Annotated in this window: 15 protein-coding genes; 6 read left to right on the forward strand and 9 right to left on the reverse strand. The window is 57.1% G+C overall.

Going from position 1 to position 16,044, the window contains the following annotated elements:
* Nucleotides 1–21: 21 nt before the first annotated feature.
* The 4 genes from VGR81_08765 to VGR81_08780 all read right to left on the reverse strand — a co-directional run bounded on the left by VGR81_08765 (nt 22) and on the right by VGR81_08780 (nt 4,232).
* Nucleotides 22–1,131, reverse strand: coding sequence for a glycosyltransferase family 9 protein (locus VGR81_08765; protein ID HEV2289029.1), 1,110 nt, complete (start codon nt 1,129–1,131; stop codon nt 22–24).
* Nucleotides 1,118–1,291 (reverse strand): Trm112 family protein, encoded by a 174-nt coding sequence (locus tag VGR81_08770; GenBank protein HEV2289030.1) that lies wholly within the window; start codon nt 1,289–1,291, stop codon nt 1,118–1,120. The genes VGR81_08765 and VGR81_08770 overlap by 14 nt, the downstream gene beginning before the upstream one ends.
* Before the next feature lie 67 nt (nt 1,292–1,358).
* Complete coding sequence (locus VGR81_08775) at nt 1,359–3,467, reverse strand: alpha-amylase/4-alpha-glucanotransferase domain-containing protein (GenBank protein ID HEV2289031.1); 2,109 nt, start codon at nt 3,465–3,467, stop codon at nt 1,359–1,361.
* A gap of 111 nt (nt 3,468–3,578) precedes the next feature.
* Nucleotides 3,579–4,232 carry a phenylalanine--tRNA ligase beta subunit-related protein gene (locus VGR81_08780; GenBank protein ID HEV2289032.1) on the reverse strand — a complete coding sequence of 218 codons (654 nt, stop codon included), beginning with the start codon at nt 4,230–4,232 and terminating at the stop codon, nt 3,579–3,581.
* A gap of 60 nt (nt 4,233–4,292) precedes the next feature.
* On the opposite strand from VGR81_08780, the gene VGR81_08785 reads away from it, so the two are divergent.
* Nucleotides 4,293–4,736 carry a DUF309 domain-containing protein gene (locus tag VGR81_08785; GenBank protein HEV2289033.1) on the forward strand — a complete coding sequence of 148 codons (444 nt, stop codon included), beginning with the start codon at nt 4,293–4,295 and terminating at the stop codon, nt 4,734–4,736.
* Here VGR81_08785 and VGR81_08790 read toward each other — a convergent pair.
* The gene (locus tag VGR81_08790) at nt 4,733–5,164 is read right to left on the reverse strand and encodes a cupredoxin domain-containing protein (protein ID HEV2289034.1); all 432 of its coding nucleotides are present in this window, start codon (nt 5,162–5,164) and stop codon (nt 4,733–4,735) included. The genes VGR81_08785 and VGR81_08790 overlap by 4 nt on opposite strands.
* A 222-nt stretch (nt 5,165–5,386) precedes the next feature.
* Here VGR81_08790 and VGR81_08795 point away from each other — a divergent pair, with 222 nt between their 5' ends.
* Nucleotides 5,387–5,845: an Rrf2 family transcriptional regulator gene (locus VGR81_08795; protein ID HEV2289035.1), complete on the forward strand. Its 459-nt coding sequence runs from the start codon at nt 5,387–5,389 to the stop codon at nt 5,843–5,845.
* Here VGR81_08795 and VGR81_08800 read toward each other — a convergent pair.
* Nucleotides 5,842–6,564 (reverse strand): methyltransferase domain-containing protein, encoded by a 723-nt coding sequence (locus VGR81_08800; GenBank protein ID HEV2289036.1) that lies wholly within the window; start codon nt 6,562–6,564, stop codon nt 5,842–5,844. The two genes, VGR81_08795 and VGR81_08800, sit on opposite strands and share 4 nt — an antisense overlap.
* 357 nt (nt 6,565–6,921) lie before the next feature.
* Between VGR81_08800 and VGR81_08805 the strand changes: the two genes are divergently transcribed.
* Complete coding sequence (locus VGR81_08805; protein ID HEV2289037.1) at nt 6,922–7,329, forward strand: DUF393 domain-containing protein; 408 nt, start codon at nt 6,922–6,924, stop codon at nt 7,327–7,329.
* Nucleotides 7,330–7,338: 9 nt separating this feature from the next.
* Here the strand turns inward: VGR81_08805 and VGR81_08810 are convergent, their stop codons facing one another.
* The 3 genes from VGR81_08810 to VGR81_08820 all read right to left on the reverse strand — a co-directional run bounded on the left by VGR81_08810 (nt 7,339) and on the right by VGR81_08820 (nt 10,088).
* On the reverse strand, nt 7,339–7,869 hold the full coding sequence (locus VGR81_08810; protein ID HEV2289038.1) for a DinB family protein: 531 nt from the start codon (nt 7,867–7,869) through the stop codon (nt 7,339–7,341).
* A 45-nt stretch (nt 7,870–7,914) separates the two neighbouring features.
* A complete protein-coding gene (locus tag VGR81_08815) occupies nt 7,915–9,645 on the reverse strand; it encodes a VWA domain-containing protein (protein ID HEV2289039.1) in 1,731 nt (576 codons plus the stop codon).
* A 173-nt stretch (nt 9,646–9,818) separates the two neighbouring features.
* On the reverse strand, nt 9,819–10,088 hold the full coding sequence (locus tag VGR81_08820; protein ID HEV2289040.1) for a ferredoxin family protein: 270 nt from the start codon (nt 10,086–10,088) through the stop codon (nt 9,819–9,821).
* A 221-nt stretch (nt 10,089–10,309) separates the two neighbouring features.
* Here VGR81_08820 and VGR81_08825 point away from each other — a divergent pair, with 221 nt between their 5' ends.
* Genes VGR81_08825 through VGR81_08835 form a run of 3 tightly spaced genes read left to right on the forward strand, consistent with a single transcriptional unit; the run spans nt 10,310 to nt 16,033 of the window.
* The gene (locus VGR81_08825) at nt 10,310–10,651 is read left to right on the forward strand and encodes a PadR family transcriptional regulator (protein ID HEV2289041.1); all 342 of its coding nucleotides are present in this window, start codon (nt 10,310–10,312) and stop codon (nt 10,649–10,651) included.
* The gene (locus VGR81_08830) at nt 10,648–13,311 is read left to right on the forward strand and encodes an ABC transporter permease (protein HEV2289042.1); all 2,664 of its coding nucleotides are present in this window, start codon (nt 10,648–10,650) and stop codon (nt 13,309–13,311) included. The genes VGR81_08825 and VGR81_08830 overlap by 4 nt, the downstream gene beginning before the upstream one ends.
* Nucleotides 13,312–13,327: 16 nt before the next feature.
* Nucleotides 13,328–16,033: an ABC transporter permease gene (locus tag VGR81_08835; protein ID HEV2289043.1), complete on the forward strand. Its 2,706-nt coding sequence runs from the start codon at nt 13,328–13,330 to the stop codon at nt 16,031–16,033.
* Nucleotides 16,034–16,044 lie beyond the last annotated feature (11 nt).

Genomic DNA, 16,044 nt, shown 5'->3' on the forward strand with positions numbered 1-16,044 from the left:
CGTTCTGCCTCGATTCTTGCTTCAATTGTCACCGCGTTCCGCGATTTTCGGCTGCCGCGATTCTGCTGTGCTTGCCACGCTCGGCTTTTCGTTCACAGTCTCCGCGAGCAGCGCCGCGCAGGCTTCCTTCACCTCTCCCGGCGTGAGGGACAAGATACAGCGCGGCTCGGAAAATGCATAGCAGCGATCGCCTTTGCAAGGATTGCAGGCGAAATCACGCTGCACGACGCGGTTTGGCGTTTGCCACGGACGCCAATGCACGGAGTTGCTGGAACTGAAAATGGCCACAGTGGGACGAGCAAGAGCAGCGGCGATGTGCGTGGGACCGCTATCGTTGCCGATGAAAATGCGCGCGCCAGCGATGAGCGCGATCAATTCGCGCAAATCGAGGGCGTCGAGGAGGACGAATTTATTGGCGCAAGCGCGGCGCGTCTCAGCAGCGATTTCTTCATCGCCGCGGCCGATATTGAACACAGGCTCGATGCCATGCTTTTCGCGGAGCCAAGCGGCGAGACCGGCGAAATGGTCTATGGCCCAGCGCTTGGTGAAATATTTCGCGCCCGGGCGAATCACCGCGTATGGCACGCCGGCGGCGATTCCGCGCTGCGACAATTGAGCGGCCAGTGCAGCGCGAGCATTTGGCGACGGATAAAGGCGAGCGGGCGGAATCGGAGCGCGAGGCAAGCCCGTCGCATAGAATTGCCCCATGCGATGCTCGACGGTGTGGATGTTCTGGCGCGGATCTTCGATGAGTACGTTGTAAACGAACGAGAATTGGCGATGCGTCCAGCAAACGCGATGTGGCGCGCCGATGGCGGCCGTGAGGAATGCGCTCGTCGGGCCGGCATGCTGGTTATAGACGATCGGGAAATGACGGCGGCGCAAGGCGCGGGCGGCTGCGAAAAAATTGCGCATCAGCAAAATGTCCGATACGGCGGGATTCCCTTCGAGCAACGGAGCCCACACGGGCTCGACGAGTACGGAGAGGCGCAGATCCGCGCGCCAATCATGAAGCGCGGCGAGCGCAGGCGTCAGCAGGACAACATCGCCCAGCGAGCGCAGCCGGATAATGAGAACTTCGGCGCCAGAAGGCAAGGCGGGCAAGAGAGAAGAAATGTCACGAGGGCTCAACGCGAGCTTCGTCCACAAGCATTACGGGAATGTCGTCGCGAATCGGATAGACGCGATGGCACTTTGAGCACTTCAGGCCCTTCTGATCGGACGTCAGCTTGACATCGACTTTGCAAACCGGGCAAACCAGAATATCCAGCAATTCCTTGGAGACCGCCATTCGTTCCTCCTACTACGAGCAACTTTATCAGAGCGGCACGGCGAGGGGCAACCGCGCGTATTCAAATTTACCGGCGCGGCGAGACGGTGAGGACTAGACGACCTCTCCAAAGCGCGCCGGGCTGAAATTCCACCGGCCAGACAGCGAGCGCTTGTGTGCCTTGAAAAACGCGCTCGAATCCTTCTTCGGAATCGGAGATGGTTTCAATGGGTGCGAGCCAAAACGCTGAGGCGCCTTCGGCGAGCAACTGCACTTCGACTTTTTGCCACTCATCCACGAAGCAGAGCTGCGGCCCGGGCACGACACCTGAATGGCGCAGAGGATAGCGTCGGTTGGCAGCGGCGATATAACGGTTCGGTTCATCGGCAGCAAGGAGATTGAGGACCGACTCGATTCCGACGTCCATTGTAACCGGCATTTTTCCGGCATAACGCAGCGCCAGATCGCAGGCGATGGAGAATCCTTCTGGCGTCGCAGAAAATGAAAACGATTTTTCCGCTTTCCATTGGCCGTCACTTGTCGCGGCTTCCAAGGCCAATTTTGCGGCGGTAGCGGCCTTTACATGATAGGCGCCACCAGCAAGGCCAGCGTCTTCACCCAGGCGCAGATTTTCGTAATCCTCCTGCGATCTTTGCGGCGGAAACAGCATGGTGCGAAACGAATGGCGGGGCCAGCGGTCGTACTTCAATTTTTTTTCGAGGCCGGGCTCCTTGACGCGCACCTGATCGTGAATCGATTCGACGCGGCCGCTTGCGGCGCTCGCCTGCGCGAGGCGCGTGTGATAGGCCTCAGGACGGCGCATCATAGAATTGATGAGGGTGACGCCACGCGGGCGAAAATCAATGGCTTCGACGGTGGCTCCGTCGGCGGGCGAAATCAGGACGGCGGCACGGTTCGTCGTGATGTAAAACTCGTCACGGCCATCGCAATCGAGATCGAAATGCTCAAGCTCCGCAAAATCGCCACTGGGACGCGCAGCTGCATCGGCAAAAGTTTCCGAGCGAACGAGCGGCTGCCACACGGCGGTACGCAGATGCGGCGCGTAAAGGCCACCGAAAACGCCGTGCCAGTAAGCGTCATTGGCTTGCGCGCGAAGCAAATCGGTCTTCGCGTCCTGGAGCTGAATCGATGATTTAGCGGCTGCTCCGAGCTTCGCTTCCGCTTGTTTCAACTTGCGCGACGCGAGGATGACTTTTTTTTGCATCAGATTGGCTTCGGCATATTTCGTCAGAAAGCCCCGCCAAAAGCCGCCGCGCAAGAAGGCGCTGACGTCGGGGCGCGAGGCGAATTCGCGCTCGACGGCCTGATAACGAAGGCGCGCAGAAGTCGGCAAAGCCCATTCCATCATTTCGGCGTAGGAACATGTGGGCAAATCGGCGCGACCGATGGGCTCATGCGCGGAAAGCGCTTCGCCCGGCGGCACGGTGGCGAGCCAATCGTGATTCGCTTCGAGAGCGTTGAAAAACCGAACGAGCCAGCCGTTTTTATAACAATGATCGTGCGTGCCGGGCCAGACTCCGAATTTTTCCATGTCGTCGCCCATGGCGGCAAAACCGCCGGGGCGTTCGCTGGCAGCCTGGCGGAAGAAGCCGATGACCTCTTCGGGATCGCGATACGGAATGAGATAACGGAGCGCTTTCAGACCGGGAATCAATTGCACGGAGTGGCCCTGATCTTCGGCGATAAAACTTCCAAACAACTGGCCGGGATCGAACCCGGCGCTGAGGAAGTGATTATCGTCAACGAGTGTGTATTTCACCCCCGCAGAGGCGAGCAAAGAAGGCAACTGCGGCTCCCAAACGCGTTCGGCGAGCCACGCTCCGCGCGGACGTTTGCCGAAATGCTGCGCGAGATACGCTGCCAGACGCTCCAACTGTTCGCGCGCGTCTTCCGCCGGAACAGCGATGAGGATGGGTTCGTAAAAGCCGCCGCCGATCATTTCGACCTGACCGCGCGCGACGAGCTTGTTCAAGTCGGCGAAATATTCGGGATGCTTCGCTTCGATCCATTCGAGCAAGCCGCCGGAAAAATGCAAACCAACGCGAATCAGGGGATGCTGGGACAACAATTGCACGAAGGGAAGATAAGAGGATTGATACGCGCGCTCGATGACGTCATCGAAATTTCCGACGGGCTGATGTGCATGGATGAGAAGAACGACACTGAAACGGGACACGAAGACGCTCCACAAAGAACTTTCAGGATACACAGCTTGCGCGGCTCTTTCCACCGACCGTGCGATGAACCATGAGCGCTAAGATTGCGACTGCCTCGCCACGTACAAAAGTCAGCCGGCGCGACCCGACCGCGTCTCGCGCGCGCCCGCGTAAAGCTTCAGACGCTGCGCCTGCTTCGCGACGGCCTCGGAAATTGCAGCGTCCGAGGCAGTGGCCGGCGCGTAGATTACCGTGAGCATTTCGCTCACTCCTTCGATGACTTGAGTGCGCGTTGAGTCACTGATGGGGCTGCCGAATGGCCCCACCGCATCGGCGAGCACAGGACGTCCGGCGAGATGCCAAACGCGGCGGCCAATGCCTTCGTACGTTTCGCCATTTGCGCCGAGGCGCAAACATACAGGCGGCTGAATGGCTATGCGGTTATAGACGCTATAGGGCCAGCCCGTTTCGATGGAGCCCAGATTGCTGAGATCCACGATATTGGAAACGTTGTAGAGCCCCTTGCCCTGCACGACGCGGCGCAGCAATGCTTCCGCAGACGGACGATATTTGGATGCATCGACGCCCCAGCGACGAAACATGGCGCGCACGGCAACGACGGATTCCGATTCGGCGAGCGATTCGAGCGTGAATTTGCGGCGGAGGCTTTCGCAAACGGCGCCGATTTCGCGAACGAGCTCGGGGCCAGCGGGGCTGACTGCGGCGCCATCCGCTTCCACGATGCCGAGCTTCACGGCGGGAATTTGAATTTCGATGTCCGTCATTTTTCCTGGAAACCACCTTCGGGAGAAAACGATTTGCTACTATAAGCGCGCCAGCACTTCATGCCAGGTATTTTCACAATTTCACGCGCAATCGAATTCGAAAAGTTCCAGCGAGGAATTGCCCTGTTCAATTCCGGCGAATTTTTCCAGGCGCACGAAGCCTGGGAGGAAATCTGGCTGGTCTCCGCTGAACCTGAAAAAACATTCCTTCAGGGGCTCATTCAGCTCGCGGCGGCATTTCATCACTGCCATCGCGGGAACTTCACAGGGATGAAGTCGCTGCTTGAAGCCGGACTCGCCAAACTCGAAACATTTCCTGCCGCCTGCCAGGGGATTTGCCTTGCTGCATTGCGGCGCGACGCAAGAAACTGGAGCGCCAGCCTGCAACGAGGCGAGAAGAAAACGCGGCGCGGATTTCCTCAAATCCAACTGGCGCGCGAAACAAAACGAGCCGGACGCCATAGCCGCAAATCAACAAGCGGAGCGGAGCGGCGCGGGCGTTAGTCGTCGACGATCAACTCGCCCTTCATGCCCATGTGTCCGAGACCACAAAAAACACAACATTTGAAGGAATAACTGCCCGCGGTGTGGGCGACAAACTCGATAGTGGTCACCTGGCCTTTCGGCAAGCGGTAGCAATCCTCCGGGTCGGAGAATTCCAGGCCGGGTGCGCCCTTTGCTTCGGCGCCGTCAGGATAGACGTTGATCTTAAATCCGTGAATGTGATCGAGCGCCTTGATGCGCAATTGGACCTTCATTCCCCTTTTCACGTGTATCGTCGACGGCGTGTATTTGTATTTCCTCGCCGTCATGTCGATGACCTGGACGTTAGGCGCCTGCGCGGGAGCAGGTTGCTGCTCGTTTGAAACGGCTCCGGCGGCGAAGATACCTACGGCCGCCGCGCACAGAAATAAGCGAGAGAGTATGCTCAATGCCCGCCCCCTATCCTCACACCTAAAAGCATCCCATACGATGCCGCATCCGCCTGCGGCGCGCAAGAGAATTTCCGTTAACATAAAGCAGACAGGAGGGTTGGAGAATATCGAGCCGGAGCGAACCGGCCGCGACGGAAAAGTTTTACGAACCGCCACCCGAAGCCGGGTAAGTTGACAGCCGCGGATGCGCTGTGGAATCCTTTCGAACGGGCATTTGCGATGCGAATCAGCGCCAAGGGCGAGTATGCAGCGAAGGCTGTGCTCTACCTCAGCTTGAAACGTCCTAAGGTTGTCACCATCCACGAGATCGCGGAGAACCACGACATTCCGCTGAAATATCTGGAACAAATCCTGCTGATTCTAAAGCGAGCGCAACTGCTGGAAAGCCATCGCGGCGTGCACGGCGGTTACACACTGGCTCGGAGGCCCGAGGAAATTTCCATCGGCGAAGTGCTGCGCGCGGTGGACGGCAAATTTTCGCGGTCGAGCTGCCTGAAAATCGATTTGCAGAACCACCATTCCTGCCCGGAAGTGAATTCGTGCGGGCTAAAACAAGTGTGGCAGGACGTGCACTCGGCCGTGGAAAAAATTCTTTTCGAAACGACGTTCGATGAGCTCCGCAAGCGCACGCTCGGTGGAGTGGCGCGCGAAGGCGAATACGTGGCGTTCGAGATTTAGGCAACCGGCTGCGATGGCGGCTTCACGCCCTCTACACAAATTCCCCCGCCATTTAGAATCCGGCTCGGGTTCTCCACTTTCCCGATATCATCAATTCGGCTGTTGTGACAGTCCTTAGATTGAACTTCCACGAATCCTTCCGTTTGAAACAGAGCGACGAGCGAATCGGTGTCATACATCCACTTGTGTGAATGGAAATCCTGCCAGGAGCTGTAAATCCGATATAGCAAACCGTTCTTGCCCGGCGTCGGCCAACGCATCAATAACCGTTGGTTGAGCCGATCCGCAGGATTCAGAGATGCGAGATCGTCCGACAGTTGTCCAAACGGACGTTCTCCCAGATACTCCCGCACGATTGCATTCAGGTCCGGTACCACCACACGCAATATCCCCGAGCTGGCAAGAACTCGGAAAGACTCCCTAATCAAGCTTCTGCCCTCTTCAACATAGAGATGCTCAAGAACATGGGAAGCATATACGGCACTTACCGAATCATCCGGGAACGGCAGAGGCTTCCGAATATCGTGTATGAAGATTTTCGAGTCCCACGGAATCTCGGACTTATCTCTCGCGATGATATGCAACGAGGAAAGCAAGCGTCGGAGCGCCGGATATCTGGCGAGCCTCGCATTCCACGACCCGTCCACATTGACCCATTCATCCGCAACCTGCAGCCCACAGCCCAAGTTAAGTCGAAGAAGGTCTTTCGGGCGTGGCATTCAATTCTCGCTTAGTCATTAAGAAGAATTTGCCTTGGAGATGGGCAATGTCGGATAACCAGCGAAGAAATTAACCGGAATTTTCTCATTTCCTTCAAAAGCGGCTCTGACTATACGCCTGTTCCACTCGCGCGCATAGAGTGAAAAAATCTTCCTGGAAAAACTCGGCGAAGCGCGAAAAATATGAGGCCGATTAAGATTCGCGGGATGTGCGAGCTTTCTTGCGATACAGTGTTCGAGGGCGGTGTGGATGCTATCTGTGGTCACCAGTTTGTTGCTATTTTGGGGCATCGGCCCAATTCAGCATTTAGCGCAAAAGGCGCACCGATTCTTGCATTCACTGGGGCGAATCTCGTGATGCAATCGAATCTAAGATCCGTTTCAACGGTTCCTGAATCCGGCTGGATTCTTTATGACGGCGATTGCGGATTTTGCTACTGGTGGGTTCACGTTTGGGAGAAGACAATCGCCAAGCGCGGATTCGCGCTGAAAGATCTGCAAAGCGCAGCGGCCGATGGCACGCTGAAGATTTCGGACGAAAAACTGCTTGACGATATTCGCGTGCAGACGCGCGACGGGCATGTGGAATCGGGCGCGGATGCGTATCTTTACGTGACGCGGCGAATCTGGTGGGCGTGGCCATTCTATGCGATCTTTAGCCTACCGGGATTCCACTGGGTGCTGTGGCGAGGCTACCGGTGGTTCAACCGCAATCGCTACCGATTTTCGCGGCAGTGTCCGCTACCGCCAACGGCGCAGAAATGAACGCGTGGCTTAGGCTCGCCGCTTCGCGCGGCCGCCGCCCTTGGCGAGAATCGCTTCGATTTGCTTCATGTGGTTGATGTCGTGACAGGCGAAATGCCTGGCTATGGTGCGAATTCCCTCTTCGCCACGCTCCGAGTGCACGCCATAGAGATCCCACTGCGCGCTATCGAGATGCTTCAGCAGGCCGAGGTTCGCTTCGCGAATGGTGCAAAATAATTCGAGCGATTTCTTGGCATCGCGCCTGGCGTACTTGCCTGTTTCGGCCCACTTGTCTTGATCGAATGCTTCGATGGGCGTACCGGGCCGCTCGAGGATCTTGCGCATGCGATAGGCACCGACAAGCTCGTCATCAGCCAAATGAGCGATGATTTCCGCGATGCTCCACTTGCCGGGCGCAGGGCGATGCATCAATGTTTTCCTTGGGATGCCGCGAATGAGGCCGGCGATCTTTTGCGCCGTGGCTCGCTGGACTTTGATTGGGTCCTGATCGCCCAAGTAGTTGCTTAGGCGCTTCAAATACTCCTGCGGAGTTTCCGGCATTCGTTTTCCCTTCACGGATCGAATTTCTTTGCCGCCTCTTCGAATTTAATGGACTGCGACCGCGTCCGTCTGGGCAAGTAGCTCGCCTTTCACACTTTCGCGCATGACCAAGCGCAGGCGGTACGTGCCGGGCGATGCGGGCAGAACCATGGAGGCTTTTATGCCCGTCTTCGACAGGTCCGCAAACGTATTGGCCTTGAGCGCGAGAGACATCTGCGCTTCCTTGCCTTCGACGAACGCGCCATTCGAATCAAATAGCGCGGCGACAAACACCATATCGCCCATCGTGCGATCCTGCTGCTGCACGACGGGAAGATTTTTGAGATCCACGTGGAATTCGGCGACGAGTTCCTGCGATCCGGAGGCAGCGCGCTGAAGCCTGTAGGTCACTGTAGCGGGAGCGGTAGCCACGTCAGCAGCGGCCTTGACCTGCTGATCGATGATTTCCTGCGTTGTCGGCGCGGCAGGAATTGGTTTTTCTCTTTTCACGGCAAAATAGCCCGGGCGCGTTTCGACATCAAACTTTCCGGGAAGATTGACTTCCACTTTCAACTTATGAAACGCACCATTCAATTTCGCTTCTTCCGGCGCAAAACCCAGCAGGTATTCGATGTGCGGAGCCGCGGCGAGAGAATAATATCCGGCGGTCAGGTCATTTCGATTGTGAAAAAAACGGCCGCCGGTGCCGACGGCGAAATCCACCATGGCTCCGGTCAGGCTGGTCAGCCTTGGCGCGAGGCTTTCTGTTTCATGCGCTGCCACAGCGTCGGCCATATCCACGGATTGGCTTTCCATCTCAGACTGGTTTGGGACCTCCGTATAGAGGCCCTTGGCGTCGAGCGCGTTGATGACCACGCCGGCGCGGAGCGCGTTATCCACCATTGTGTCCACTTCGGTTTCCAGTGTCTGAGTCATGAAACCAGAGGAAGCCAGCACCAAAACACGATCACCCGGCCTTTTCGTCAAGTAATTGACGACCGCCTGGATACTATTCAGCGTGTCTTGCGACATCTCACGGATGGAACTCCACATTTGTTTCGATTCTGTCTGAACCAACTGCTCTTGCTGGCTCACACACATGGGCTCAAGGTTTGTCTCGTCGTAGCAATTGCACTGATAGGCCTCGCCAACAATTGTCACATAGGTAGGAGAGCCCATTGGCGGGTTTTGATCGCTAATTGGAGGAAGCGGTTCATTGGCAATCTCATAGGCATCGTAGGGCGAAATATGCGGACAGCCGGGGCTTGCGATGCTGCGCCCGCGAAACTTCAGATTCTCGATTGCACTGATGACTTCGGGCGCATTCGGCGTGAAGTCAACCGTCTGCGAACCGGAGGAAGTAAACAAGGCGACTTTGTCGCTCGGGCCAACGCCCGTTTTGACAAAGTTCTCGGCGGCGAGCTGCACGTGGCGCATATCGCCGAACGTGGTGTTCAGATCGTCGAAAAACAAGGCAACGAAACGCGGGCGCGGCGGAGGAGTCTCAGCGGGTGCGCTCTTTGCGGATGCGGCTGCGTGGCGCACCTCCGCCAACGTGAGGTGAGTTTCTACGGAAAACGCGGAGATGGACTGCTCCTTGCCCTCGTCGTAGATTTTGAAATCGGACTGCTTCAGACCAGGCACAATCTGGCCTTTGCTATCGCGCACCACAGTGCCGACTTCGACGGTGTTGCTCTCGACTTTCAGAATGGGCGCCGGCGGCTTGTAAGGCCAGCTATGCACGGTGACTTCACCCGGAGAAATTGCCTGCGCGAAAAGAGGAGTGCGGGAGAACATCGCCCCCAAGGACAAACTGAAAATCAAGGATGCGGCAAAAGCCAAGACTCGGAAGGCACGGGGCATTGGGTAGCCGTAAGAGACGTCACTAACTTACCACCAATCCGCATGTATTGCAGCCCCTTCGCGGGCGCCGCGAATTTCCATTGCGGTGAAATCCCGTGCGAAAGAGGTTATGCCTTCTTAGCTTTGTACCAGTCGGCGTTGGCTGCGGCGTAGCTGGACCACTTCTCGGGCAAATCTTCCATGGCGAAGATGGCCGTCACCGGACATACGGGAACGCAGGCGCCGCAATCGATGCACTCGTCGGGATTGATGTAGAGCTGCTTTTCGGCTTCGAAACTGGCTTCGTCTTTGCGCGGGTGGATGCAATCGACCGGGCAAACGTCCACGCATGCCGAATCCTTCGTTCCGATGCAAGGCTCTGCAATCACATACGCCATTGAACTCTCCCTGTAATTGCGATCGTCGCTTCCGATGAATCAGTGTCAATTCTGCCAAATAATCCGCGCTGAGTAAATCCCATCCGAAAGAAATTCCATCTTGCGTTGCGGCGAGAGGCACGCGCGGGCAGTTCCGTGGCCTTCCGGCGTACGACGAAAGTTCTCCTTGACAGTCTAGGAGAATCGTCGTAGCTTCCTAGTTTATCTAGGAGAAGAAGCCCGTGAGCAAACAAATCGACCTGCTGCAAGGAACTCTGGACCTGCTGATTCTGAAGGCTGTTTCGCTGGGGCCGCTGCACGGGTATGGCGTTCTGCTACGCATCCAGCAGATTTCGCAGAACCGTCTGGAGATTCTGCAAGGCTCTCTTTATCCCGCGCTTTATCGGCTCGAACAACAGGGCTGGATTGCCAGCGAATGGGGCGAATCGGAAAACAAACGCAAGGCGAAATATTACCGCCTGACGGCCGCCGGCAAACGACAATTGCTGAGCGAAGCGGAAAAATGGAACCGCATGGCCGACGTGATTGCGGGCATTTTGCATACGTCACCCGGGGAAGTATGAAAACGCTGAAACGATTGCGATTCTGGCTGCGGGCTATCGCGCATCGCTCGCGCACCGAAGGCGATATGGATACGGAACTGCGTTTTCATATCGAAGCGCGCGCCGAGGATTTGATACGTGCGGGCGTTTCGAGCGAAGAGGCCCTTCGCCGCGCACGGATGGAGTTCGGCGGCGTGGATAAAACGAAGGAAGAATGCCGCGAAGCGCGGGGCATCAACTTGCTCGAATCGCTCATGCAGGACTCGCGCTATGCCTTGCGCATGCTGCGCAAATCGCCGGGGTTTACGGCGGTCGCGGTGCTGACGCTCGCGCTGGGCATCGGCGCGAACACAGCGATTTTTTCGGTTGTTGATGCTGTTCTGCTCCATCCGTTGCCATATAAAGCTCCGGATCGGCTGGTATGGTTCACGGAATCAATACTCGATGTACCCGACAACAATGTTTCCTGGCTGGATATGCAGGACTGGAAAAGCCAAAACAATGTGTTCACGGGAATAGCTGGATATAGCGACTACAAAATTGCCTTTGGCGAGAGAGATTCCAGCAACCCACATCTCCTTGCGGCGCGCTTTGTTTCCGACGGTTATTTCGACATTATGGGTGTAGACCCACTCCTTGGCCGGACGTTCGATCAGAAAGAAAACAGCGTGGGAGGGCCGCCAGTCGCCGTGCTTTCCCACAGTCTTTGGATGGATGACTTTGCCGGTAATCCTGCTGCGATTGGCCAGACACTCGAGCGCAATAACAAAAGCTGGACAATTGTCGGAGTAATGCCCGCAGGATTCGGTGCAATTACGCATACCCAGATCTGGCTGCCGTTTGAACAGGTCGTTTCAAAGCAAAATTTGACCGAGCGGCAGTTCAGCTGGGGAATGTATGCGGTTGGCCGTTTGAAAGCCGGCGTCACTTTCGAAAAAGCCCGCGTCAATATGTCCGCCATTTCTCTGCGCTTGGAACACCAATATCCGAAGACCACAGGCGGCATTGCCGTTATGGTTCCACTGGAGCGACGCATCGTCGGGAATATCCGGCCCGCACTTTTGATTCTCTCCGCGGCCGTGCTTTTCCTCTTGCTGATCGCTTGCGCCAATATCGCGAGTCTCCTGCTAGTGAAAGCCGCAGGACGTCAAAAGGAAATCGCCGTTCGACTTGCACTTGGCGCGGGCAAATGGAGGGTTTTCCGTCAGCTTATTGTTGAAAGCTTGGTCCTCAGCCTTGGCGGTGCGATTCTGGGGCTATTGCTGGCAGTGTGGGGAACAAAACTGGTTGCCGCGCTCATGCCGGCGAATTCTCCTTTCGCCAAAGTTATTTCCCTCAATAGCAGTGCGTTGCTCTTCACACTGGCACTGACATTGCTCACGGGATTGCTCTTCGGCCTCGCTCCCGCGCTGATGAGCTTGAAAATGAATCTCCAGAACTCCCTGAAGTCAGGCGTTCATCAAGTTCACGGCGGCCGGAATCGCGCTCATAGAGTTCTGGTCATCACGGAGGTGGGCCTTGCGGCTGCACTCTTGATTGGCGCGGGATTGATGATGCGTAGCATGGTGCAATTGTTCCGCGTCGCTCCCGGATTTGATACTCATCAATTGCTCACCATGGATGCCATCTTGGGACGGGCTTCCATTCTTCCTCGCCCGCAGGTTGCCCTGCTGTTCGACCAGGCAGTCGCTCGTATTCAGCAACTTCCTGGCGTTGAGTCTGTTGCATGTGCATCTCCCGCTCCCTTCTCCGACATCGCCCTGCTCCCGTCCTGGAATTTGACGTTTTTTGCCATCAAAGGCCGGCCACCCGCGTCGGGAACTCCTTGGGTGGTGCACACCGTATCTGTCAGCCCGGATTACTTTCGCACTCTACGCGTTCCGCTGATTGCGGGCCGAACCTTCACGCCGGCAGACAATGACAATTCGCTGCCCGTAGCTGTGATCGATCAAGAGATCGCGCAGCGTTATTGGCCGGGCCAAAACCCCATCGGCAGCCAAATCAAGCTTGCCGTACGGGATTTCAATGATCCCTCGGTAAAGGCTGTGACAATCGTCGGCGTAGTGGGTACGGTGAAGGCTGGCGGCCTCGACGCTGCCTTCGGAGATGATATTTATCAGCCGCAAGACCAGCAGCCGACTGGCGGTGCGACGTTTCTCGTTCGTTCGAGTGTCGCTCCGCTCAGCCTCGCGCATTCCGTGGAATCCGCCATTCATGGAGCCATGCCGGACTCTCCCGTATATCACGTGCAAACCATGGACGAGATGGTTCAAGCCTCTCAAGCAACGCGGAGCCTTTCCTTGCGACTTTTGGCTGCTTTTTCTTTAGGCGCTCTTTTGCTGGCGGCGCTGGGGTTGTATGGAGTCATATCCTACGTCGTCAGCCAGAGCACTAATGAGATTGGTGTTCGCATGGCGCTGGGCGCGCAGCGAACGAATATTCTTCGACTCGTATTGGGGCAAGGCATGCGGATGGCGTTGTGGGGGATCGGCGCTGGCATTGTCGCGGCGTTAGCGCTCACCTGGCTTATGGCAAGCCTGCTGTTTGGCGTCGCCGCCAAAGATCCGCTCACATTCGTTGGCGTAACAATTTTGCTGGCGATTGTCGCCTTGCTCGCCTGCTACGTTCCCGCACGCCGCGCCATGCGCGTCGACCCCATGGTGGCGCTGAGGTACGAATGATTTTCACGGAGGCTGTATGAAGACGTTGAAGCGGTTGCGGTTTTGGCTGCGCACTGTCCTGCATCGCTCACGCACGGAAGGCGATATGGATACGGAGCTGCGTTTTCATATCGAAGCGCGCGCCGAGGATTTGATTCGCACGGGCATTTCCCGCGAGGAAGCGCTGCGGCGAGCACGGATGGAGTTTGGCGGCATGGATAAAGCGAAGGAAGAATGCCGCGAGGCGCGCGGGATCAGCATCTTCGAATCGCTGCTACAGGATTTGCGTTACGGCGTGCGCATGCTGCGCAAATCGCCGGGATTTACGGCAATTGCTGTTCTCACGCTGGCGCTGGGCATTGGCGCCAACACGGCGATTTTCAGCATCGTCGATTCGCTGCTTCTGCGGCCGCTTCCCGTTGCTCAGCCTGGCCAGCTTGTGGTTCTGGCGTATCAACAAAAGAGCGGACCACTGCAAAATCAGATGTCGTATCCGAATCTTCAGGATATACAGAATCAGGGGACGAACGCTTTCTCCGGTGTGGTTGGGTCCGAAATTGGACTCGACTCGCTGGCGGTGAATGGCAAAGGCGAAAGGATTCTGACGAATTACGTTACGGGAAATTTCTTTTCGATGCTGGGGCTGAAACCCGCACTGGGGCGGCTGATTCTTCCTTCCGAAGGGCAGGTTGTGGACGCAGATCCTGTTCTCGTGCTCAGTTATTCCTACTGGCAATCGAGATTTGGCGGCGATCCTAGCGTCGTGCATGAAAAAGTATCGATCAACAGCCATCCGTTCACGATCGTCGGCGTTGCGCCCCAAGGGTTTCATGGAGTGCAAGCACTCTTAGATGTACAGGGTTACATCCCCTACGGGATGCTGGCCGTCTCCGGCCGCAACCCCGGCTTTATGACCGATCGTGCGCGGAATGGAGGGTTCGCAGTGGCTCGGCTCCGACCGGGAGTTTCCCTGAAGCGAGCCAATGCGGAACTTGCCGTGATCGGGCAACGGCTCTCGGCCCAATATCCCACAGTGGACGATGGCATTCGATTCAGCGCATTTCCTGAGCTTCGTTCGCGCCCTGACCCAGAGTCCGGCTCGCAGATCGTGCAAGTGGGAACAATATTTCTGGCACTGACACTGCTTGTTCTCCTGCTCGCGTGCGTGAATGTGGCAAACATACTGCTCGTGCGCGCCTCGACGAGGCAGCACGAGATGGCCATGCGCGCGGCGTTGGGAGCTTCGCGAAAGCGGCTCATCAGCCAACTGCTGACAGAGAGCGTTCTGCTGGCCCTGCTTGGCGGCGCAGCAGGCATTCTCCTGGGAATCTGGGCCAGCGGCGCCGTGGCGGGCATCAATTTGAAGTCCACCATCCCGGTCTTTCTCAATTTCGGTTTTGACTGGCGCGTTTTCGCATTCTCTCTGTGCGTCGCATTATTCGCGGGCGTAATTGTCGGAATCATTCCGGCGTTGCGAGCTTCCCGTTCGGATATCAGCCAAATTCTGCGCGAGGGCGGCCGCGGAATTGCGTCCGGCAAACAACGGCTGCGCAGCGCGCTGGTCATCGCGCAAGTCAGCGGCTCGCTGGCGCTGCTGGTCATCGCCGCGCTTTTCGCGCGCAGCCTGGGAGCGGTGCAGAAGACCGATTTCGGGTTTGATCCAAATCACGTCATGAATTTCAGTATGGACCCCCACAACTTGGATTACACAGATGACCAGGCGGTGACGTTCTACAAGAACCTGCTGGACCGCGTCCGCGCGATGCCGGGCGTGCAGTCCGCAAGCGTGGCGTTCGCGGTTCCGTTCGGCTATATCACCACGGCTGGGACGCTGAGCGTCGAGGGTTATCAGCCGCCGCCGAACCAACCAGCTCCACAGGTCAACGAGAGCATGATTTCGCCGAGCTACTTTCAAACGATGCACATCCCGATGCTGCGGGGCCGCGACTTCAATGAGTCCGACACGAAAACATCACTGCGCGTCGCCATTGTCAACGAAGCGATGGCGAAAAAGTTCTGGCCGCATGAGGACCCGATCGGCCGGAAATTTCAGTCGTCCAGCGAAACAACAAAATCTGCGAGCGGAGCAAAGGAAGTGCCGCTGGAGGTGGTTGGCATCGCGAAAGACGCGCGGTTTATAAATCTTACGGGACCGGTCGATCCTTATTTCTTCGTGCCGATAACGCAGGATGTCTGTCCGTTTGGGACGCTGCAGGTGCGCACCGCCGTGGCGCCGGAACCGATGGTTTCTGCAATCGAAGGCGTGACTGATTCGCTGGCGCCGGGTCTTCCCTTGTTCGACGTGCAGACAATGGAGGAAGCGCTGGATACGCTGAACGGCATCCTGCTCTTCCAGTTCGGAGCTGTGCTGGCTGGGGTTCTCGGCTTGCTTGGAATGACGCTTGCAATTGTCGGGGTCTATGGCGTCATCTCGTATTCGGCGAGCCAGCGCACCCACGAAATCGGCATTCGCATGGCGCTCGGCGCGCAGCCGGGCGACATCCTGAAAATGGTCTTGCGACAAGGCATCGTCATTATCCTCGCGGGCGTGAGCATCGGATTGCTGCTCGCGTTCGTGGTTGCGCGAGCGCTCGGAGATGTTTTTGTGGGCGTGAGCGCGACGGATCCGCCGACGTATGCCGGCGTGTCACTTCTCCTGATGGCTGTGGCGTTGACTGCATGCTGGATTCCTGCGCGGCGCGCGATGCGGGTCGAGCCCATGGTGGCGCTGCGATACGAGTAACGCGCAGAGAG

The sequence above is a fragment of the Candidatus Acidiferrales bacterium genome, from assembly GCA_035934015.1.
Lineage (GTDB): Bacteria > Acidobacteriota > Terriglobia > Acidiferrales > UBA7541 > DAHUXN01.